This window comes from Pseudomonas sp. LS.1a (assembly GCF_022533585.1).
GTDB lineage: Bacteria > Pseudomonadota > Gammaproteobacteria > Pseudomonadales > Pseudomonadaceae > Aquipseudomonas.
This window is the reverse complement of record NZ_CP092827.1, coordinates 4,727,885-4,747,874: the sequence shown is the minus strand read 5'-3', so window position 1 is coordinate 4,747,874 and position 19,990 is coordinate 4,727,885. Positions and strand designations below refer to the sequence as shown.

16 protein-coding genes are annotated in these 19,990 nt (G+C 64.0%); 13 read left to right on the top strand and 3 right to left on the bottom strand.

The features are described 5' to 3' along the window. Window positions 1-5 precede the first annotated feature (5 nt). The 9 genes from murD to lpxC all read left to right on the top strand — a co-directional run bounded on the left by murD (window position 6) and on the right by lpxC (window position 10,448). Window positions 6-1,352: a UDP-N-acetylmuramoyl-L-alanine--D-glutamate ligase gene (murD, locus tag MKK04_RS21885; RefSeq protein ID WP_063913445.1), complete on the top strand. Its 1,347-nt coding sequence runs from the start codon at window positions 6-8 to the stop codon at window positions 1,350-1,352. After that, entirely contained in the window at window positions 1,349-2,563 is a 1,215-nt protein-coding gene (ftsW, locus tag MKK04_RS21880; RefSeq protein WP_063913307.1) for a putative lipid II flippase FtsW, read from the top strand. The genes murD and ftsW overlap by 4 nt, the downstream gene beginning before the upstream one ends. Further along, window positions 2,553-3,632 carry an undecaprenyldiphospho-muramoylpentapeptide beta-N-acetylglucosaminyltransferase gene (murG, locus tag MKK04_RS21875; protein WP_063913306.1) on the top strand — a complete coding sequence of 360 codons (1,080 nt, stop codon included), beginning with the start codon at window positions 2,553-2,555 and terminating at the stop codon, window positions 3,630-3,632. The genes ftsW and murG overlap by 11 nt, the downstream gene beginning before the upstream one ends. Next, window positions 3,625-5,073, top strand: coding sequence for a UDP-N-acetylmuramate--L-alanine ligase (gene murC / locus MKK04_RS21870; protein ID WP_063913305.1), 1,449 nt, complete (start codon window positions 3,625-3,627; stop codon window positions 5,071-5,073). The genes murG and murC overlap by 8 nt, the downstream gene beginning before the upstream one ends. Further along, complete coding sequence (locus MKK04_RS21865) at window positions 5,070-6,026, top strand: D-alanine--D-alanine ligase (protein ID WP_207834520.1); 957 nt, start codon at window positions 5,070-5,072, stop codon at window positions 6,024-6,026. Before murC ends, MKK04_RS21865 begins: the two co-directional genes overlap by 4 nt. A gap of 5 nt (window positions 6,027-6,031) precedes the next feature. Then, entirely contained in the window at window positions 6,032-6,901 is an 870-nt protein-coding gene (locus tag MKK04_RS21860) for a cell division protein FtsQ/DivIB (protein ID WP_012274056.1), read from the top strand. A 14-nt stretch (window positions 6,902-6,915) separates the two neighbouring features. Then, complete coding sequence (gene ftsA / locus MKK04_RS21855) at window positions 6,916-8,172, top strand: cell division protein FtsA (RefSeq protein ID WP_015271706.1); 1,257 nt, start codon at window positions 6,916-6,918, stop codon at window positions 8,170-8,172. Window positions 8,173-8,227: 55 nt separating this feature from the next. Further along, entirely contained in the window at window positions 8,228-9,424 is a 1,197-nt protein-coding gene (ftsZ, locus tag MKK04_RS21850) for a cell division protein FtsZ (RefSeq protein ID WP_003260772.1), read from the top strand. A gap of 112 nt (window positions 9,425-9,536) precedes the next feature. Beyond that, complete coding sequence (gene lpxC / locus MKK04_RS21845; protein WP_207834522.1) at window positions 9,537-10,448, top strand: UDP-3-O-acyl-N-acetylglucosamine deacetylase; 912 nt, start codon at window positions 9,537-9,539, stop codon at window positions 10,446-10,448. A 192-nt stretch (window positions 10,449-10,640) separates the two neighbouring features. Here lpxC and MKK04_RS21840 read toward each other — a convergent pair whose 3' ends face one another. After that, the gene (locus MKK04_RS21840) at window positions 10,641-11,096 is read right to left on the bottom strand and encodes a DUF721 domain-containing protein (RefSeq protein WP_063913301.1); all 456 of its coding nucleotides are present in this window, start codon (window positions 11,094-11,096) and stop codon (window positions 10,641-10,643) included. A gap of 321 nt (window positions 11,097-11,417) precedes the next feature. Between MKK04_RS21840 and secA the strand changes: the two genes are divergently transcribed. The 4 genes from secA to MKK04_RS21820 all read left to right on the top strand — a co-directional run bounded on the left by secA (window position 11,418) and on the right by MKK04_RS21820 (window position 17,249). Next, a complete protein-coding gene (secA, locus tag MKK04_RS21835) occupies window positions 11,418-14,153 on the top strand; it encodes a preprotein translocase subunit SecA (RefSeq protein WP_207834524.1) in 2,736 nt (911 codons plus the stop codon). Window positions 14,154-14,325: 172 nt separating this feature from the next. After that, window positions 14,326-15,543 (top strand): bifunctional glutamate N-acetyltransferase/amino-acid acetyltransferase ArgJ, encoded by a 1,218-nt coding sequence (gene argJ, locus MKK04_RS21830; protein WP_063913299.1) that lies wholly within the window; start codon window positions 14,326-14,328, stop codon window positions 15,541-15,543. A gap of 132 nt (window positions 15,544-15,675) precedes the next feature. Next, a complete protein-coding gene (locus tag MKK04_RS21825) occupies window positions 15,676-16,308 on the top strand; it encodes a glutathione S-transferase family protein (RefSeq protein WP_207834526.1) in 633 nt (210 codons plus the stop codon). Further along, window positions 16,305-17,249, top strand: a complete 945-nt coding sequence (locus MKK04_RS21820) for a Nudix family hydrolase (protein WP_061303700.1) — start codon at window positions 16,305-16,307, stop codon at window positions 17,247-17,249. Before MKK04_RS21825 ends, MKK04_RS21820 begins: the two co-directional genes overlap by 4 nt. A 142-nt stretch (window positions 17,250-17,391) precedes the next feature. On the opposite strand, the gene MKK04_RS21815 is transcribed toward MKK04_RS21820, so the two are convergent. Together MKK04_RS21815 and MKK04_RS21810 are read right to left on the bottom strand one after the other, a co-directional pair. Next, complete coding sequence (locus MKK04_RS21815; protein WP_241105975.1) at window positions 17,392-17,958, bottom strand: cob(I)yrinic acid a,c-diamide adenosyltransferase; 567 nt, start codon at window positions 17,956-17,958, stop codon at window positions 17,392-17,394. Window position 17,959: 1 nt separating this feature from the next. Beyond that, a complete protein-coding gene (locus MKK04_RS21810) occupies window positions 17,960-19,990 on the bottom strand; it encodes a sensor histidine kinase (protein ID WP_233687055.1) in 2,031 nt (676 codons plus the stop codon).

Genomic DNA, 19,990 nt, shown 5'->3' with positions numbered 1-19,990 from the left:
TGAGCGTGTCTTTGATCGCTTCCGACCAATTCCGCATCGTTGTCGGCCTCGGCAAGAGCGGCATGTCCCTGGTTCGCTTCCTGGCGAGCCGGGGCGTTGCCTTTGCGGTCGCCGACACCCGCGAGCAACCGCCGGAACTGGACACCCTGCGCCGTGATTACCCGCAGGTGGAAGTGCGCTGTGGTGAGCTGGACGTGGACTTCCTGTGCCGCGCCAACGAGCTGTACGTAAGCCCCGGCCTGGCCCTGGCCACCCCGGCCCTGCAGCAGGCGGCCGCGCGTGGCGTGAAGCTGTCCGGTGACATCGAACTGTTCGCCCGCTACGCCAAGGCCCCGATCATTGCCATCAGCGGCTCCAACGCCAAGAGCACCGTCACCACCCTGGTTGGCGAAATGGCCGCCAAGGCCGGCAAGCGCGTGGCGGTGGGCGGCAACCTCGGTACCCCGGCGCTGGACTTGCTGGCCGATGATGTCGAGCTGTACGTGCTGGAACTGTCCAGCTTCCAGCTGGAAACCACTGACCAGCTCAACGCCGAAGTGGCCACGGTGCTGAACATCAGCGAAGACCACATGGACCGCTACAGCGGCCTGCCGGCCTACCACCTGGCCAAGCACCGGATCTTCCGTGGCGCCAAACAGGTTGTCGTCAATCGTCAGGACGCCCTGAGCCGCCCACTGCCGGTCGAAGGCCGCCCATGCTGGACCTTCGGCCTCAACCAGCCAGACTTCAAGGCCTTTGGCCTGCGCGAAGTGGACGGTGAGAAATACCTGGCATTCGAGTTCCAGGCGCTGATGCCGGTGCGCGAACTGAAGATTCGTGGTGCCCACAACCAGAGCAATGCCTTGGCGGCGTTGGCCCTGGGGCATGCTGCCGGCCTGCCGTTCGAGCCGATGCTCGAAGCCCTGCGCGAGTTCGGTGGCCTGGCCCATCGCTGCCAGTGGGTGCGCGAGCGCAACGGCGTGAACTGGTACGACGATTCCAAGGCCACCAACGTCGGTGCTGCCCTGGCCGCCATCGAGGGCCTGGGTGCCGATATCGAAGGCAAGCTGGTGCTGATCGCCGGTGGCGATGGCAAGGGCGCCGACTTCGCTGCACTGCGCGAGCCGGTCCAGCGCTTCTGCCGTGCTGTGGTACTGCTTGGCCGTGATGCCGAGCGCCTGGCCGAAGCCCTTGGCGATGGTGTGCAACTGGTCCGCGTGAAAACCCTCGACGATGCCGTGCAGCAATGCGCCGAACTGGCCCAGGCGGGTGATGCCGTGCTGCTGTCGCCGGCGTGCGCCAGCCTCGACATGTTCAGGAACTTCGAAGAACGCGGGCGCCTGTTCGCCCAGGCAGCGGGAGGCCTTGCATGATCTTCGGCATCCTCAAGCCCTATCCGTCGCCGCTGATCAGCGGCCGTGGCATCGACCTGGACTTTGCGATGCTCGCTGGCTGCCTGGCATTGCTGGGCCTGGGCCTGGTGATGATCACCTCGGCGTCCTCGGAAGTGGCTGCGGTGCAGTCGGGCAACCCGCTTTACCACATGTTCCGCCACCTGGTGTACGTGTTCCTCGGCCTGGTCGCCTGTGGCGCCACCATGCTGGTGCCGATCGCCACCTGGCAGCGCATGGGCTTCATGATGCTGCTGGGGGCCTTCGGCCTGCTGGTGCTGGTGCTGGTGCCGGGTATCGGCCGCGAAGTGAACGGCTCCATGCGCTGGATCGGCTTCAGCTTCTTCAACGTGCAGCCCTCGGAAATCGCCAAGGTGTTCGTGGTCATTTACCTGGCCGGCTACCTTGTACGCCGGCAGACCGAGGTACGCGAAACCTGGATGGGCTTCTTCAAACCGTTCATCGTGCTGCTGCCCATGGCGGCCCTGCTGCTGATGGAGCCGGACTTCGGTGCCACCGTGGTGATGATGGGCGCGGCGGCGGCCATGCTGTTCCTGGGCGGTGTGGGGCTGTTCCGCTTCAGCCTGATGGTGGTGCTGGCGGTGGTCGCGGTGTTCGTCCTGGTACAGGCGCAGCCTTACCGCATGGCGCGCCTGATTACCTTTACCGACCCGTGGTCCGACCAGTTCGGCTCGGGCTACCAGCTGACCCAGGCGCTGATTGCCTTCGGCCGTGGCGAGTGGCTGGGCGTTGGCCTGGGCAACAGCGTGCAGAAGCAGTTCTACCTGCCTGAAGCGCACACCGACTTCGTGTTCTCGGTACTGGCCGAAGAACTCGGCGTGGTCGGCTCGCTGCTGACCATCGCGCTCTTCGTGTTCGTGACCGTGCGTGCCCTGTACATCGGCCTGTGGGCTGAAAAAGCCAAGCAGTTCTTTGCCGCTTATGTCGCCTTCGGGCTGGCGTTCCTGTGGATCGGCCAGTTCCTGATCAACATCGGTGTGAACGTCGGCCTGCTGCCGACCAAGGGCCTGACCCTGCCGTTCCTCAGCTACGGGGGCAGCTCGCTGGTGATCTGCTGTGCCTGCGTGGGGCTGTTGCTGCGTATCGAGTGGGAAAGCCGCACGCACCTGGGCAGTGAGGAACACGAGTTCAGCGAAAGCGATTTTGCCGAGGAGACCAATCATGGCCGCTGACGGCAAGAATGTACTGATCATGGCGGGCGGCACCGGGGGCCACGTGTTCCCGGCCCTGGCCTGCGCCCGTGAGTTCCAGGCACGTGGTTACAGCGTGCACTGGCTGGGCACCCCGCGTGGCATCGAGAATGAACTGGTGCCCCAGGCTGGCCTGCCGTTGCACCTGATCCAGGTCAGTGGCCTGCGCGGCAAGAGCAAGCTGTCGTTGCTCAAGGCGCCGTTCACCCTGGTCAAGGCCGTGCTGCAGGCGCGGCGTATCGTGCGTGAGCTCAAGCCGGTATGCGTGGTCGGCTTCGGTGGCTATGTGACCGGCCCGGGCGGCGTCGCCGCACGCCTGTGCGGCGTACCGCTGGTGATCCATGAGCAGAACGCCCGCGCCGGCACTGCCAACCGGTTGCTGGTGCCACTCTCGGCACGGGTTTGCGAAGCTTTCCCGAACACCTTCGAGGCCAGCGACAAACGTCGCACCACCGGCAACCCGGTGCGCCCGGAGCTGTTCATGGACGCGCATCGCGCGCCCCTGACCGAGCGCCGTGCACGCCTGTTGGTGCTCGGTGGCAGCCTGGGCGCGGAACCATTGAACAAATTGTTGCCTAAGGCCCTGTCCGAGGTGCCCGCCGCGCTGCGGCCAGAGGTGTTCCACCAGGCTGGCAAGCAACACGCGCCGATCACCGCCGAGCGTTATCACGAGGCGGGTGTCGAGGCGCAGGTAGAGCCCTTCATCAAGGACATGGCCCAAGCCTATGGCTGGGCCGACATGGTGGTGTGCCGGGCCGGTGCCCTGACCGTCAGCGAGCTGGCGGCAGCAGGCCTGCCTTCGGTGCTGGTGCCATTGCCCCACGCGATCGACGACCACCAGACCCACAACGCCCAATATCTGGCCCGGGAAGGTGCTGCCTTCCTGATGCCACAAGCGACAACTGGCGCAGCGCAGCTCGCTGAACGCCTGAACGAGGTGCTGATGCAACCCGAGAAACTCAACGTCATGGCAGGCACCGCACGGCGCCTGGCCAAACCTGCCGCAACCAGCACCGTGGTCGATATCTGCCTGGAGGTGGCCCATGGTTGAGAGCCAGAAAGCCATGCCCCAGCCGAAGATGGGCCGTATCCGCCGTATTCACTTCGTCGGTATCGGCGGCGTGGGCATGTGCGGCATTGCCGAAGTGTTGCTGAACCTGGGCTATGAAGTGTCCGGTTCCGACCTGAAGGCCTCGCCGGTCACCGAGCGCCTGGAATCGTTCGGTGCCGAGATCTTCGTCGGCCACCGCGCCGAGAACGCCGCCACCGCCGATGTGCTGGTGGTGTCCAGCGCCATCAACCCGGCCAACCCGGAAGTCGCCACCGCCCTGGAGCGGCGCATTCCGGTGGTGCCGCGTGCCGAGATGCTCGCCGAGCTGATGCGCTACCGCCATGGCGTGGCCGTTGCCGGTACCCACGGCAAGACCACCACCACCAGCCTGCTGGCTTCGGTGTTCGCTGCCGGCGGCCTGGACCCGACCTTCGTCATCGGCGGCCGCCTGACCGCTGCCGGCACCAATGCCCAGCTCGGCACCAGCCGCTACCTGATTGCCGAAGCGGACGAGAGCGATGCCAGCTTCCTGCACCTGCAGCCGATGGTGGCCGTGGTCACCAACATCGACGCCGACCACATGGCGACCTACGAAGGTGACTTCAACAAACTGAAGAAAACCTTCGTCGAGTTCCTGCACAACCTGCCGTTCTACGGCCTGGCCGTGATGTGCCTGGACGACCCGGTAGTGCGCGAGATCCTGCCACAGGTCAAGCGCCCGACCGTGACCTATGGCTTCAGCGACGAGGCCGACATCCGCGCCATCAACGTGCGCCAGAAGGGCATGCAGACCCACTTCACCGTGCTGCGCCGTGACCGCGAGCCGCTGGAGGTGTCGGTGAACATGCCCGGCAACCACAACGTGCTCAACGCCTTGGCCACCATCGCCATCGCCACCGACGAAGGCATCACTGACGAGGCCATCGTCCAGGGCCTGTCCGGCTTCCAGGGCGTCGGCCGCCGCTTCCAGGTGTATGGCGAACTGCCGGTCGAAGGCGGCAGCGTGATGCTGGTCGACGACTATGGCCACCACCCGACCGAAGTGGCTGCGGTGATCAAGGCCGTGCGCGGTGGCTGGCCAAGCCGCCGCCTGGTGATCGTCTACCAGCCGCATCGCTACAGCCGTACCCGCGACCTGTACGACGATTTCGTCCAGGTGCTGGGCGATGCCAACGTGCTGCTGCTGATGGAAGTCTACCCGGCTGGCGAAGAGCCGATCCCCGGTGCCGACAGCCGCCAGCTGTGCCACAGCATCCGCCAGCGCGGCAAGCTGGACCCGATCTACATCGAACGTGGCGTCGACCTGGCGCCACTGGTCAAGCCACTGCTGCGTGCTGGCGACATCCTGATCTGCCAGGGTGCCGGTGATGTCGGCGGCCTGGCCCCGCAATTGATGAAAAGCCCGCTGTTCGCTGGCGCCAAGCAGGAGAAGTCGAAATGACCAGCGCCTACGAAAAGCTGCACTCGACCCTGGACGTCAAGGCGTTCGGCCGTGTTGCCGTGCTGTACGGCGGCAAGAGTGCCGAGCGTGAAGTGTCGCTCAAATCCGGCGCTGCGGTGATCGACGCGCTGACTACCGCCGGTGTCGACGTGGTCGCCATCGACGTGGGTGACGACCTGCTCGACCGCCTGCAAAGCGAGAAGATCGACCGCGCCTTCATCATCCTCCACGGCCGTGGCGGTGAAGACGGCAGCATGCAAGGCCTGCTCGAGTGCCTGGGCATCCCGTACACCGGCAGTGGCATCCTTGCCTCGGCACTGGCCATGGACAAGCTGCGTACCAAGCAGGTGTGGCAGAGCCTGGGCATTCCGACCCCGCGCCACGCCGTGCTGGCGAGCGAAAGCGATTGTTTGCAGGCCGCTACGGAACTGGGCTTCCCGCTTATCGTCAAACCGGCCCATGAAGGTTCCAGCATCGGCATGGCCAAGGTGAACAGCGCCCAGGAACTGGTCGCCGCCTGGCAGGATGCTGCCAGATACGATTCCCAGGTACTGGTGGAGCAGTGGATCCACGGGCCGGAGTTCACCGTCGCGGTATTGCGTGGCCAGGTGCTGCCACCGATCGCCCTGGGTACGCCGCACGTGTTCTACGACTACGACGCCAAGTACATCGCCAACGATACCCAGTACCGCATTCCGTGCGGCCTGGACAGCGTCAAGGAACAGGAACTGATCGACCTGACCGCGCGCGCCTGCGATGCCATCGGCATCGAAGGCTGGGGGCGGCTGGACGTGATGCAGGACGAGCAGGGCCGGTTCTGGCTGCTCGAAGTCAACACCGCACCCGGCATGACCGATCATAGCCTGGTGCCCATGGCGGCCCGCGCGGCCGGCCTGGACTTCCAGCAACTGGTGCTGGCAATCCTGGCCGAAAGCGTGGCGACGCGAGGTTAACAACCATGCAAGGCGCGATGATACGTCAGCAGCAACCCGTTACCGGCCGTAGCAAGCCGGTGCCGCGTGGTGCCAGTCGGCTGGTGGCTGACGAGCCCGTATCGGCGCGCCTGCCGCGGCCAAGCCTGGGGGGGCTCAAGCGCCTGCTGTGGCCGGTGCTGCTGGTGGCGGCCGGGTTTGGCGCCTATGAGGGCGCCATTCGCCTGATGCCATACGCCGACCGGCCGATCACCAAGATCGACGTGCAGGGTGACCTCAGCTACATCAGCCAGCAGTCGGTGCAGCAGCGTATCGCGCCCTACGTGGCGGCGAGCTTCTTCAGCGTCGACCTGCCGGCGATGCGCGCCGAGCTCGAACAGATGCCGTGGATTGCCCATGCCGAAGTGCGCCGGGTATGGCCCGACGAGGTGGTGATCCGCCTGGAAGAACAGTTGCCGGTGGCACGCTGGGGTGACGAAGCCTTGCTCAACAACCAGGGCCAGGCATTCACCCCGCGCGAGCTGGCCAACTACGAGCATCTGCCGCAGCTGGCCGGGCCGCAGCGTGCTCAGCAACAAGTCATGCAGCAGTATCAGGTATTGAGCCAGATGCTGCGCCCCCTGGGCTTTTCCATCGCTCGCCTGGAGCTGCGCGAGCGAGGCAGCTGGTTCCTGACCACCGGCGCGAGCAGCGCCGGGCCGGGCATCGAGCTGCTGCTGGGGCGCGACCATCTGGTGGAGAAAATGCGCCGTTTCATTGCCATATACGACAAAACACTCAAAGACCAGATCACCACTATCGCCCGCATTGATCTGCGTTATTCCAACGGACTTGCCGTTGGTTGGCGGGAACCGATTGCACCGACGACGGCCCAACCCGCCGTTGCGAAGAATTAGAGAGAGGCAGGACCATGGCAAACGCGCATAGCGGCAAAATGATCGTCGGGCTGGACATCGGCACCTCCAAGGTGGTGGCGCTGGTGGGCGAAGTGGGCGAGGACGGTACCCTGGAGATCGTCGGGATCGGTACCCATCCCTCCCGTGGCCTGAAAAAAGGCGTGGTGGTGAACATCGAGTCCACCGTGCAGTCGATCCAGCGCGCCGTGGAAGAGGCGCAGCTGATGGCCGGCTGCCGCATCCACTCGGCCTTCGTCGGCGTGGCCGGCAACCACATCCGCAGCCTGAACTCCCACGGCATCGTCGCCATCCGCGACCGCGAGGTCAGCCTGGCCGACCTGGAGCGCGTACTCGACGCCGCCCAGGCCGTGGCCATCCCGGCCGACCAGCGCGTGCTGCACACCCTGCCGCAGGACTACGTGATCGACAACCAGGAAGGCGTGCGCGAGCCGCTGGGCATGTCGGGCGTACGTCTGGAAGCCAAGGTCCACGTGGTCACCTGCGCGGTCAACGCGGCGCAGAACATCGAGAAGTGCGTCCGCCGCTGCGGCCTGGAAATCGACGACATCATCCTCGAACAGCTGGCCTCGGCCTACTCGGTGCTGACCGACGATGAAAAAGAACTGGGCGTGTGCCTGGTGGACATTGGTGGTGGCACCACCGACATCGCCATCTTCACCGAGGGCGCGATCCGTCACACCGCGGTGATCCCGATTGCCGGCGACCAGGTGACCAACGATATCGCCATGGCCCTGCGTACCCCGACCCAGTACGCCGAAGAAATCAAGATCCGCTACGCCTGCGCCCTGGCCAAACTGGCTGGCGCCGGCGAGACCATCAAGGTGCCGAGCGTGGGTGATCGCCCACCGCGCGAGCTGTCGCGCCAGGCCCTGGCCGAGGTGGTGGAGCCACGTTACGACGAGCTCTTCACCTTGATCCAGGCCGAATTGCGCCGCAGCGGCTACGAGGACCTGGTGCCGGCCGGCATCGTCCTGACCGGCGGCACCGCGAAGATGGAAGGCGCCGTGGAACTGGCCGAGGAAATCTTCCACATGCCGGTACGCCTGGGCGTACCGCACAGCGTTCGGGGGCTTAGCGACGTGGTTCGCAACCCGATCTATTCCACCGGCGTGGGCTTGCTCACCTACGGCCTGCAGAAGCAGACCGAAGACCTGCCCTTGACCGGTAACAGCAGCAACAACAGCTATGGCGATGAACCGAAGGCTCCAGTGCTTGAACGCTTCAAGCGCTGGGTCCAGGGCAACTTCTAAGTTTCAAAGCAGTAGTGGTAGGCGCGACAACTAGAGAACTGTAAGGAGAGGGAAAATGTTCGAGCTCGTAGACAACGTCCCGCAAAGCCCGGTCATCAAGGTGATCGGCGTTGGTGGTGGTGGTGGCAACGCCGTCAATCACATGGTCAAGAGCAGCATCGAAGGCGTGGAATTCATCTGCGCCAACACCGATGCCCAGGCGCTGAAAAACATCGGCGCGCGCACCATCCTGCAATTGGGCACTGGCGTGACCAAAGGCCTGGGTGCCGGTGCCAACCCGGAAGTCGGCCGCCAGGCCGCGCTGGAAGACCGTGAGCGCATCGCTGAAGTGCTGCAGGGCACCAACATGGTGTTCATCACCACTGGCATGGGCGGCGGTACCGGTACCGGTGCAGCGCCGATCATCGCCGAAGTGGCCAAGGAAATGGGCATTCTCACCGTTGCCGTGGTGACCCGTCCGTTCCCGTTCGAAGGCCGCAAGCGCATGCAGATTGCCGATGAAGGCATCCGCATGCTGGCTGAAAGCGTCGACTCGTTGATTACCATCCCCAACGAGAAGCTGCTGACCATCCTGGGCAAGGATGCCAGCCTGCTGTCCGCCTTCGCCAAGGCTGACGACGTACTGGCCGGTGCCGTGCGTGGTATCTCCGATATCATCAAGCGCCCGGGCATGATCAACGTCGACTTCGCCGACGTGCGTACCGTGATGGGTGAAATGGGCATGGCCATGATGGGTACTGGCTGTGCCAGCGGCCCGAACCGTGCGCGTGAAGCCACCGAGGCAGCAATTCGCAACCCGCTGCTGGAAGACGTCAACCTGCAGGGCGCCCGCGGTATCCTGGTGAACATCACCGCAGGCCCGGACCTGTCGCTGGGCGAGTACTCCGACGTGGGTAGCATCATCGAAGCCTTCGCCTCCGACCACGCCATGGTCAAGGTCGGTACCGTGATCGACCCGGACATGCGTGACGAGCTGCACGTGACCGTAGTGGCCACTGGCCTTGGCGCGCGCATCGAGAAGCCTGTGAAGGTGGTCGACAACACCCTGCAGACTGCCCAGCAGGTGTACGAGGCATCCAACCCGGCGCCGGTTCGCCAGGAGCAGCCTGCGGTCAACTACCGTGACCTGGAGCGCCCGACCGTAATGCGCAACCAGGCCCATGCAGGGGCTGCTGCAGCCGCTAAACTGAACCCTCAGGATGACCTGGACTACCTTGATATCCCGGCATTCCTGCGTCGTCAGGCTGATTAATGGAATTTATCAGGGGTATAAAGGTGATTGGTATTCATCAAAGGTTGGGTCTGTTATCATCCCCAGCCTTTGTTGATACCTGTTCGCAATTTGCGCTGAAGCGGCCAATGCCATGATTAAACAACGCACCCTGAAGAATACCATCCGTGCCACAGGTGTCGGTCTGCACTCCGGGGAGAAGGTTTACCTGACCCTCAAGCCTGCACCTGTTGACACCGGCATCGTCTTCCGCCGCGCCGACCTCGACCCTGTGGTCGAAATCCCGGCGCGCGCGGCCAACGTCGGCGAGACAACCATGTCGACGACGCTGGTCAACGGTGACGTCAAGGTCGATACGGTCGAGCACCTGCTCTCCGCCATGGCGGGCCTGGGCATCGATAACGCCTACGTCGAGCTCTCCGCCTCGGAAGTGCCGATCATGGATGGCAGCGCCGGACCCTTTGTATTCCTGATTCAGTCTGCCGGCCTGGAAGAACAGGACGCAGCCAAGAAGTTCATCCGCATCCTGCGTGAGGTAACCGTGGAAGAGGGCGACAAGCGCGCCACGTTCCTGCCTTTCGACGGCTTCAAGGTGAGCTTCGAGATCGACTTCGATCACCCGGTCCTCAAGGGCCAGACCCAGAGTGCGGTCGTCGACTTCTCCAGCACCTCGTTCGTGAAGGAAGTCAGCCGCGCGCGTACCTTCGGCTTCATGCGTGACATCGAGTACCTGCGCAAGCACAACCTTGCGTTGGGTGGCAGTGTCGAGAACGCCATCGTGGTCGACGAGACCGGTGTGCTCAACGAAGACGGCCTTCGTTCCGATGACGAATTCGTCAAGCACAAGATCCTCGACGCCATTGGCGACCTTTATCTGCTGGGCAACAGCCTGATCGGCGAGTTCAAGGGCTACAAGTCCGGACACGCGCTGAACAACCAGCTGCTGCGCAAGCTGATTGCCGAAAAAGACGCCTGGGAAGTGGTCACTTTCGAAGATGCCAGCACGGCACCGATCTCGTACATGCGCCCTGTTGCGGCCGTGTAAGTTCGAACACTCTCTAGTTCATTAAGGCCACCTTCGGGTGGCCTTTTTTATGGCTGACGCATTTTGCCCGGCAGGTCCGGCCATTCGCGGGCACGCCCGCTCCCACAGAGTCCCCGCTAATTCAATGAGTTATGTGCAGTTCTATGAGAGCCGGCGTGCCCGCGAATGGACTGCGCAGTAGTCCCGAAGGTGTCAGCGCTTGTCCTGGGCATGAGCTGCCAGCCTTTCCAGTGCCGCGCGCAGCTTGGGGTCGTTGATGCCCTCGGCGGTATCGCGCAGGCTCTCGGCCGCGTTGTTCGACAGCTCTGCGGCATGGCCACCACGCTTGGCCGGCACCAGCGGCGGCTGCACCTTGTACAGGATACGCCTGAGGTTGCCGAATGCTTCCATCGCCTGTAATGCCGCCAGCAAGCGTTTTTGCTGATAGCGCAGACGAGTGGCCCAGTGGCCGTCGGTTACCACCAGCAACAATGTGCCATCGCGCCACGACGCCACATGGCAGTGCTCGCGGGCGGCCGGTTGCAGCTGGCTTTCCAGCAGGCGCTGCAGGTGTTCCAGGCGTTCAGCCTGGTTCAGCAGCAGGCGCAGCGGGCGCACCTGGCGGAGCAGGGCGGAGGGCGGCTGGGCGGGGGAGGGTTTGTAGGCCATGGGAGTACGCATGAGGTTACATGGTCCGCAGTCTAACACCTCTATAGCCTGTCCCGGCCTCTTCGCGGGTGAACCCGCTCCCACAGTTAACAAGAGACAAGACTCATTCTCGATACGTTTCATCTTCCCGAACCTTGAACTCAGGGAAAATGCCCCTATCTAAAACAAGCCCCCGCCAAAACGCTGTACAAGCATCGTGGCAATCCACCACTTTCTTCACCATCGTTTCCGGGTAGAATGCTCGTTCGCATGCGGCCTCAGGGCTGCACGGGCGACTCATGGGGCCGCCCTCCATCCCTACGTGTGGAAGATCCTGCCGATATGTTTGCGCCTTTGTTAAAGAAACTTTTTGGAAGCAAGAACGAGCGTGAAGTCAAACGCATGCTCAAGACGGTGAACATCGTCAATGCTCTCGAAGAGAAGATGGTGGCCCTCTCCGACGAGCAACTGCGGGGCAAGACCGCAGAGTTCAAGGAGCGCCTGGCCAAAGGCGAGACACTGGACCAGTTGCTGCCTGAAGCCTTCGCCGTGGCCCGTGAGGCCGGCAAGCGCGTGATGGGCATGCGCCACTTCGACGTGCAGCTGATCGGTGGCATGACCCTGCACGAGGGCATGATCGCAGAAATGCGTACCGGTGAAGGCAAGACCTTGGTCGGTACCCTGGCCGTGTACCTCAACGCACTGTCCGGCAAGGGCGTGCACGTGGTCACCGTCAACGACTACCTGGCCCGCCGCGACGCCAACTGGATGCGCCCGCTGTACGAGTTCCTCGGCCTGTCGGTCGGCATCGTCTCGGCCTTCCAGCCGCCGGAAGAAAAGCGCGCCGCCTACGCGTCCGACATCACCTACGGCACCAACAACGAATTCGGTTTCGACTACCTGCGCGACAACATGGCGTTCAGCCAGGAGGAGAAGTTCCAGCGTGAACTGAACTTCGCCGTGATCGACGAAGTCGACTCCATCCTCATCGACGAAGCGCGTACCCCGCTGATCATCTCCGGCCAGGCCGAGGACAGCTCCAAGCTGTACATCGAGATCAACCGCCTGATCCCGCGCCTGAAGCAGCACATCGAGGAAGTGGAAGGCCAGGTCACCCAGGAAGGCCACTTCACCATCGACGAGAAGAGCCGCCAGGTCGAGCTGAACGAAGCCGGTCACCAGTACATCGAGGAAATGCTCACCCAGTCGGGCCTGCTGGCCGAGGGCGAGAGCCTGTACTCGGCGCACAACCTGAGCCTGCTGACCCACGTCTACGCCGGCCTGCGCGCGCACAAGCTGTTCCACCGCAACGTCGAGTACATTGTCCAGGACGGCCAGGTCCTGCTGATCGACGAACACACCGGCCGTACCATGCCCGGCCGTCGCCTGTCCGAAGGCCTGCACCAGGCCATCGAAGCGAAAGAAAACCTGAACATCCAGGCCGAGAGCCAGACCCTGGCTTCGACCACCTTCCAGAACTACTTCCGCCTGTACACCAAGCTGTCCGGCATGACCGGTACCGCCGATACCGAAGCGTTCGAGTTCGCCCAGATCTACGCCCTCAACGTGATGGTCATTCCGCCGAACAAGCCGCTGGCGCGCAAGGACTTCAACGACCTGGTGTACCTGACCGCCGACGAGAAATACGCCGCGATCATCGCCGACATCAAGGAAAGCATGACCCAGGGCCGCCCGGTGCTGGTGGGTACTGCGACCATCGAAACCTCCGAGCACATGTCCAACCTCCTGAAGAAGGAAGGTATCGACCACAAGGTGCTCAACGCCAAGTACCACGAGAAGGAAGCCGAGATCATCGCGCAAGCCGGTGCGCCAGGTGCCCTGACCATCGCCACCAACATGGCCGGTCGTGGTACCGACATCCTGCTGGGCGGTAACTGGGAAGCCGAAGTGGCCGCCCTGGAAAACCCCACCGCCGAGCAGATCGCCCAGATCAAGGCCGACTGGCAGAAGCGCCACCAGCAAGTGATCGAGTCGGGTGGCCTGCACGTGATCGCTTCCGAGCGCCACGAATCGCGCCGTATCGACAACCAGCTGCGTGGCCGTTCCGGCCGTCAGGGCGACCCGGGTTCCAGCCGCTTCTACCTGTCGCTGGAAGACAGCCTGATGCGTATCTTCGCCTCTGACCGGGTGAAGAACTTCATGAAGGCGCTGGGCATGCAGTCGGGCGAGGCCATCGAGCATCGCATGGTCACCAACGCCATCGAGAAGGCCCAGCGCAAGGTCGAAGGCCGCAACTTCGACATCCGCAAGCAGTTGCTGGAATACGACGACGTGGCCAACGAGCAGCGCAAGGTGATCTACCACATGCGCAACAGCCTGCTGGCCGCCGAGAACATCGGCGACACCATCGTCGAATTCCGCAAGGAAGTACTGGACGCTACCATCAGCCAGCACATTCCGCCGCAGTCGCTGCCCGAGCAGTGGGACGTGGCCGGCCTGGAAGCTTCGCTGGCCAGCGATTTCGCCATGAAGCTGCCGATCCAGCAGTGGCTCGACGAGGACGATCACCTCTACGAAGAGACCCTGCGCGAGAAGCTGCTGAACGAAATCACCAGCGCGTACACCGAGAAGGAAGACCAGGCCGGTATCGAAGCCCTGCGTACCTTCGAGAAGCAGATCCTGCTGCGCGTGCTGGACGACCTGTGGAAAGACCACCTGTCGACCATGGACCACCTGCGTCACGGTATTCACCTGCGTGGATATGCGCAGAAAAACCCGAAGCAGGAGTACAAGCGCGAATCCTTCAGCCTGTTCCAGGAGCTGCTCGAGTCGATCAAGCGCGACACCATCCGTGTGCTGTCACACGTTCAGGTACGCCGCGAAGACCCGGTCGAAGAGGAAGCCCGCCTGCGCCGCGAGGCCGAGGAACTGGCCAGCCGCATGCAGTTCCAGCATGCCGCCGCTCCGGGCCTGGAAAGCGAGCAACTGAGCGAGGAGGGCGTCGAAGTGGCCGTCGCCTCGGCACCGGTGCGCAACGAACAAAAGCTGGGCCGCAACGAGCCGTGCTGGTGTGGTTCGGGCAAGAAGTTCAAGCATTGCCACGGGCAGATCGAGTGATCTGACCTGAATGGGGCCGCGTTGCGGCCCTGTCGCGACACAAGGCCGCTCCCACAGGGATAGCGCACAGCCGCAACGCTGCGCCGTCCTATGTGGGAGCGGCCTTGTGTCGCGATGGGGCGCGAAGCGGCCCCGCTTTTCGATATCAACCGTATTTTCTAGGAGCGCTCTAATGGCTGTTGGTCTTGGTCCTTTGCCCACCCTGCACCCGGTTCCGGGTTTTGAACTCGGCATCGCTTCTGCCGGCATCAAGCGCCCGGGGCGCAAGGATGTGGTGGTCATGCGCTGTGCCGAAGGCTCCAGCGTGGCTGGCGTGTTCACCCTCAACGCCTTCTGCGCGGCGCCGGTGATCCTGTCCAAGCAGCGTGTACAGGGCACCGTGCGCTACCTGCTGACCAACACCGGTAACGCCAACGCCGGCACCGGCGCGCCAGGCCTGGCCGCCGCCGAACGCACGTGCGCCAAGCTGGCCGAACTGGCCGGTGTACCGGCCGAGTCGGTACTGCCGTTCTCCACCGGTGTAATCGGCGAGCCGCTGCCGGTCGAGAAGATCGAAGGCGCGCTGCAGGCCGCCCTCGACAACCTGTCGGAAAACCACTGGGCCGAAGCTGCCACCGGCATCATGACCACCGACACCCTGCCCAAGGGTGCCAGCCGCCAGTTCCAGCACGATGGCGTGACCGTTACCGTCACCGGCATCAGCAAGGGGGCAGGCATGATCCGTCCGAACATGGCCACCATGCTCGGCTACATCGCCACCGACGCCAAGGTGGCACCAAAGGTGCTCAAGGACCTGATGCTGGACGGCGCCAACAAGTCGTTCAACCGTATCACCATCGATGGCGACACCTCGACCAACGACTGCTGCATGCTGATCGCCACCGGCAAGGCCAACCTGCCGGAAGTCACCGAAGCCAGCGGCGCACTGTTCGAAGCGCTGAAGAAGGCGGTGTTTGAAGTGTGCATGGAAGTGGCCCAGGCCATCGTCCGTGACGGCGAAGGCGCTACCAAGTTCGTGACCGTGCAGGTCAACGGCGGTGGCAACCACCAGGAGTGCCTGGACGTCGGCTATGCCGTGGCCCACTCGCCACTGATCAAGACCGCGCTGTTCGCTTCCGACCCGAACTGGGGCCGCATCCTCGCTGCCGTTGGCCGTGCCGGCGTACCAGAGCTGGATGTGAGCCTGATCGATGTGTACCTGGACAGCGTGTGCATTGCCAGCAAAGGCGGCCGCAGCCCGAGCTACACCGAAGACCAGGGTGCCAAGGTAATGGCCCAGGAAGAGATCACCATCCGTATCGAGCTGGGCCGTGGCCAGTGCAGCGAAACCATCTGGACCACCGACCTGTCCCACGAGTACGTGAAGATCAACGCCGAGTACCGTACCTGATGTAATTGGGGCCGCTTTGCGGCCCTTTCGCGACACAAGGCTCCTGCGTACACCGCTTCATGTGGGAGCGGCCTTGTGTCGCGAGAGGGGCTGCAGAGCAGCCCCAAAATTCCCAAACGATGGAGCCGAACCATGAGCTATCACCTGATCATCGGCGACAAGCTGTATTCCTCCTGGTCGCTGCGTGGCGCCCTGGCTCTCGAGCTGGCTGGCGTGCCCTACGAAGAAACCCTGATCAAACTCAACCAGCCTGACACCCGTCAGCGCATCCTCGCCTTCTCTGCCACCGGCAAGGTACCGCTGCTCAAGACCGGGCACGGTGTGATCGCCGACTCGCTGGCCATTGCCGAATACCTCAACGAACGCCACCCCGACGCCCAGCTGTGGCCTGCCGACGTGGCGGCCCGGGCCCAGGCCCGTTCGGCCTGCGCGCAGATGCACAGTGGCTTCTTCGCCCTGCGCGGCGCGATGCCGTTCGACCTGTCGCGCGACCAGGCGCTGGACAGCGTGCCGCTGGAGGTTCAAATCGATATCGACCGTATCGTTGCACTGTGGTCGGAATGCCGCCTGGCGGCCAAGGACAGCGGCCCGTTCCTGTTCGGCAAGCCGAGCCTGGCCGATGCCTTCTTCGCCCCGGTGGCCGTGCGCCTGCGCACCTACCGCGTGGAAGTGCCTGCGCAGGCGGCTGCCTATATCGAAACCATTTACCAGTGGCCGGCCTTCCAGGCCTGGCAGCAGGCTGGCCTGGCGGAGCGTGAAGGGTGAAACGGATTCATGTTGTAGCCGCCGTCATTCGTGGTACTGACGGCCGCATTCTGATCGCACGCCGTGCCGATACCCAGCACCAGGGCGGCCTGTGGGAATTCCCGGGCGGCAAGGTGGAAGAGGGTGAAGGTGTCGAGGCAGCGCTGGCCCGCGAGCTGCGCGAGGAGCTGGGCATCGAGGTGAGCCGTTCGCGCGCGCTGATCAAGGTCAGCCACGACTACCCGGACAAGCAGGTGCTGCTGGACGTGCGCGAAGTCGAGGCGTTCACTGGCGAGCCGCATGGCGCCGAGGGCCAGCCACTGGAATGGGTTGCCCCACGCGATTTGCCTCAGTACGAATTCCCCGAGGCCAATAAACCGATCGTTGCGGCCGCGCGCCTGCCGGACCAGTACCTGATCACCCCCGATGGCCTGGAAGTGCCGCAGATGCTCAAGGGCATCCAGAAGGCGGTGGCCAGCGGCATTCGCCTGATCCAGTTGCGTGCCCCGGACATGTACGACCCCAAGTACCGCGATGTGGCGGTGGATGCGGTCGGCCTGTGCGCGGGCAAGGCGCAGCTGATGCTCAAGGGGCCGCTGGAGTGGCTGGGTGACTTTCCTGCCGCGGGTTGGCACCTGACGGCTGCACAACTGCGCAAGTATGCCGCCAACGGCCGGCCGTTCCCCAAGGAGCGCTGGCTGGCGGCGTCCTGTCACAGTGCTGAAGAGTTGGCGCTGGCGGAGCAGATGGGCGTGGACTTTGTCACCCTGTCGCCTGTCCAGGCGACCCGGACTCACCCCGAGGCGGTGCCGTTGGGGTGGGATGAGGCGCAGCGGTTGATCGCCGGCTTCAACAAGCCGGTCTACCTGCTGGGTGGGGTAGGGCCGGGTGAGCGCGAGCAGGCTTGGGAAGCGGGGGCGCAGGGTGTTGCCGGGATCCGGGCGTTCTGGCCCGAGATCTGATTCGCCTGTAATTGGGGCCGCTTTGCGGCCCGATCGCGACACAAGGCCGCTCCCACAAGGACGGCGCAGCGTTGCGGCTGTGCGCTATCCCTGTGGGAGCGGCCTTGTGTCGCGATAGGGCCGCAAAGCGGCCCCAGAAATATCAGCCTTTCGGTTTCTCAGCAGGCTGCCACAAAACCTCTGCCACCCCCTGCCGTCGCCCAATGATCCGCGCCGCCACAAACAGCAGGTCCGAAAGCCGGTTGATATACGCCAGCCCAACCCCCGCCAACGGCTCCAGCGCATTCAACTGTTGACACCGCCGCTCCGCACTGCGCGCCAGGCTGCGGCACACATGTGCCTGTGCCACCAGCGCCGAACCACTGGGCAAAATGAAGTTCTTCAACGGCCCCAGCTCTTCGTTCCACACATCGATCGCCGCCTCCAGCCGTTCCACCTCCGCCTGGTTCAACGCCTGGTAACTGGGCATCGCCAGCTCACCACCCAGGTCGAACAAGCGGTGCTGACACGGCGCCAACACCGCGCTCACTTCATCCAGCCCTTGTTCGGCCAGCCCCGCCAGTAGCAAACCCAACTGGCTGTTCAGGCTGTCCACCTCGCCAATGGCCTCGATCCGTGGGTGGTCCTTGGGCACCCGGCGTCCGTCGCCCAGGCCTGTTTCGCCTTTGTCGCCGGTGCGGGTGTAGATCTTCGACAGGCGGTAGCCCATGTCACTTCTCCGTTTTGGCCGGCGCCGCCGTTGCCGGCTGGCCGAGGGGCAGGCGCAGGGTGAAGCAGGTGCCCTGGCCGGGCGTGGACTGTACTTCCATCTGCCCCTTGTGGTTGTTGGTGATGATGAAGTACGAGACCGACAGGCCCAGGCCGGTGCCCTGGCCGATTTCCTTGGTGGTGAAGAACGGCTCGAAAGTGCGCTTGCGCACCCCCTCGGGCATGCCGACGCCGTTGTCCTCGACCTGGATTTCCGCCCATGGCGGGTTCAAGCGGGTACGCAGGATGATGCGCCCGGGCTCGCTCGGCTGCGGCCGCTGGTGGATGGCCTGGGCGGCGTTTTTCAGCAGGTTGAGCAGCACCTGCTCCAGTTCGTTGGCGGTGCATGGCACCGGCCCCAGTTCGGGGTCGAACTGGCGCACGATGGCCTGGCCCTTGAAGTCGAAGCCGATGGCCAGGTCGAAGTCGTTGCTGGCAATCTCCACCGCCTGGTCGATCAGCGCCGGCAGGTCGCATGGCGCCAGCTGGCGATTGCTGCGTCGGCTGAAACTGAGCATGTGGGTGACGATCTTTGCCGCCCGGGCACCGGCCTGCTGGATGCCGTCGAGCAATTGCGGCACTTCGCGGCTCTCCAGGTAGCGGTTGACCGTGGGCAGGTCGATGCCCAGTTCCTCGGCCTGCTCCTGGTTGCGCGGCAGCTCTGGTGACAGGCGCCGGCGGATGTTCTGCACGTTGTGCAGGATCGCGCCTAGCGGGTTGTTGATCTCGTGGGCCATCCCGGCGGCCAGGCCACCGACCGAAAGCATCTTCTCCGATTGCACCATCATTTCTTCCAGCGACAGGCGCTGGGTGATGTCGTCGATGCGGATGACCACGCCACGGCCGCCGCCACCGGTCAGCGGGTAGAAGGTCAGGGCGTAGTGGCGCAGGTCGTCGCCCTTGGGCCAGGTGACCCGCTCGATCTTCGCAACGCGGTGTTTCTCCACGGTTTCCTTCAACTGCGGCAGGAACGGCTTGAGCGGTTCGAAGGCGATGAAGATCGGCTGGTTCAGCGCTTCGTCCAGTGGCGTGCCGGAAAGCACCGTGGCTTCGTGGTTCCACTGGGTCACGTAGAGCTGTTCGTCGAGGGCGATCAGCGCCGAGGGCATCGAGTCGATGATGCTGTTGAGGTAGTTCTGGAAACCGGTGAGTTTTTTCTCGATCTTGCTGCGCACCTGGACTTCCAGCTCCAGTTTGCGGTTGGTGTGGCGGGTTTCCTCGGCCAGGCCCTGGGCCTGGTCATAGGCCTCCTGGAACTCGTCGCGGGTGCGCTTGAGTTGCTGTTCGCGGGCCTCGATGCGCGAGAGCATGGTGTTGAACGCTTCGGCCAGGCTGCCGATTTCGTCGTCGTTGCCGCGCTGCGCACGCAGGGCATAGCTCTCTTCGCGGGTGACCTGGCGGCTGAGCTCTTCGAGCTGGTTGATCGGCTGGGTGATCAGGCGTTTGATTTGCCGGGCAATGACGATCCACAGCAGGATGCTGAACACAAGGATGCCCAGGCTGGCACTGAGAGTGCCGGTGTAGAAGGCTGTGGGCAATTCGCTGCTGGCCACCAGCAGCAGGTGCGCTGGCGGGTTGGCGTCACGTGGCATGCGGATCAGCTGGGTGCTGCGAAACTCCATCAGGCGCCAGCCGTCAATGTCGCGAAAACGCCTGGGCAGGGCCAGCGGCTCGCCGTGCTGCAACTGCGCCAGTATGCGGCCATCGCCTCCATAGACAGCGGCGGCGCGCAGCGGCGTATAGCTGTCCAGTTCCTTGAGCAGGGCGCTGGCGGTGTCCGGCGCATCGCCGGCGCGTGCCGCCAGCTGCGGGTTGGCCACCAGCCGGCCGATGGTGTGCAGTGCCTGCGGTGCCATGCTTTCCTGGGTAATCCAGTAGGCGGCGCTGATGAAAGTGAGGTTGGCCACCAGCAAGATGGTCACCAGCAACACCAGCAGGGCCGCCAGCAGTTTCTGCCCGACCGGGAGGTTTTCCAGGCGTTGGCGCAAGGTCAT

Excerpts from the sequence above, each read along its gene's own strand:
- MKK04_RS21840 (WP_063913301.1), bottom strand. The coding sequence starts at position 11,096 with ATGGCCTACAAACCCTCCCCCGCCCAGCCGCCCTCCGCCCTGCTCCGC.
- MKK04_RS21815 (WP_241105975.1), bottom strand. The coding sequence starts at position 17,958 with ATGGGCTACCGCCTGTCGAAGATCTACACCCGCACCGGCGACAAAGGC.
- murC (WP_063913305.1), top strand. The coding sequence starts at position 3,625 with ATGGTTGAGAGCCAGAAAGCCATGCCCCAGCCGAAGATGGGCCGTATC.
- MKK04_RS21825 (WP_207834526.1), top strand. The coding sequence starts at position 15,676 with ATGAGCTATCACCTGATCATCGGCGACAAGCTGTATTCCTCCTGGTCG.
- secA (WP_207834524.1), top strand. The coding sequence starts at position 11,418 with ATGTTTGCGCCTTTGTTAAAGAAACTTTTTGGAAGCAAGAACGAGCGT.
- MKK04_RS21810 (WP_233687055.1), bottom strand. The coding sequence starts at position 19,990 with ATGACCTTGCGCCAACGCCTGGAAAACCTCCCGGTCGGGCAGAAACTG.
- lpxC (WP_207834522.1), top strand. The coding sequence starts at position 9,537 with ATGATTAAACAACGCACCCTGAAGAATACCATCCGTGCCACAGGTGTC.
- MKK04_RS21865 (WP_207834520.1), top strand. The coding sequence starts at position 5,070 with ATGACCAGCGCCTACGAAAAGCTGCACTCGACCCTGGACGTCAAGGCG.
- ftsW (WP_063913307.1), top strand. The coding sequence starts at position 1,349 with ATGATCTTCGGCATCCTCAAGCCCTATCCGTCGCCGCTGATCAGCGGC.
- MKK04_RS21860 (WP_012274056.1), top strand. The coding sequence starts at position 6,032 with ATGCAAGGCGCGATGATACGTCAGCAGCAACCCGTTACCGGCCGTAGC.
- argJ (WP_063913299.1), top strand. The coding sequence starts at position 14,326 with ATGGCTGTTGGTCTTGGTCCTTTGCCCACCCTGCACCCGGTTCCGGGT.
- ftsZ (WP_003260772.1), top strand. The coding sequence starts at position 8,228 with ATGTTCGAGCTCGTAGACAACGTCCCGCAAAGCCCGGTCATCAAGGTG.
- ftsA (WP_015271706.1), top strand. The coding sequence starts at position 6,916 with ATGGCAAACGCGCATAGCGGCAAAATGATCGTCGGGCTGGACATCGGC.
- murG (WP_063913306.1), top strand. The coding sequence starts at position 2,553 with ATGGCCGCTGACGGCAAGAATGTACTGATCATGGCGGGCGGCACCGGG.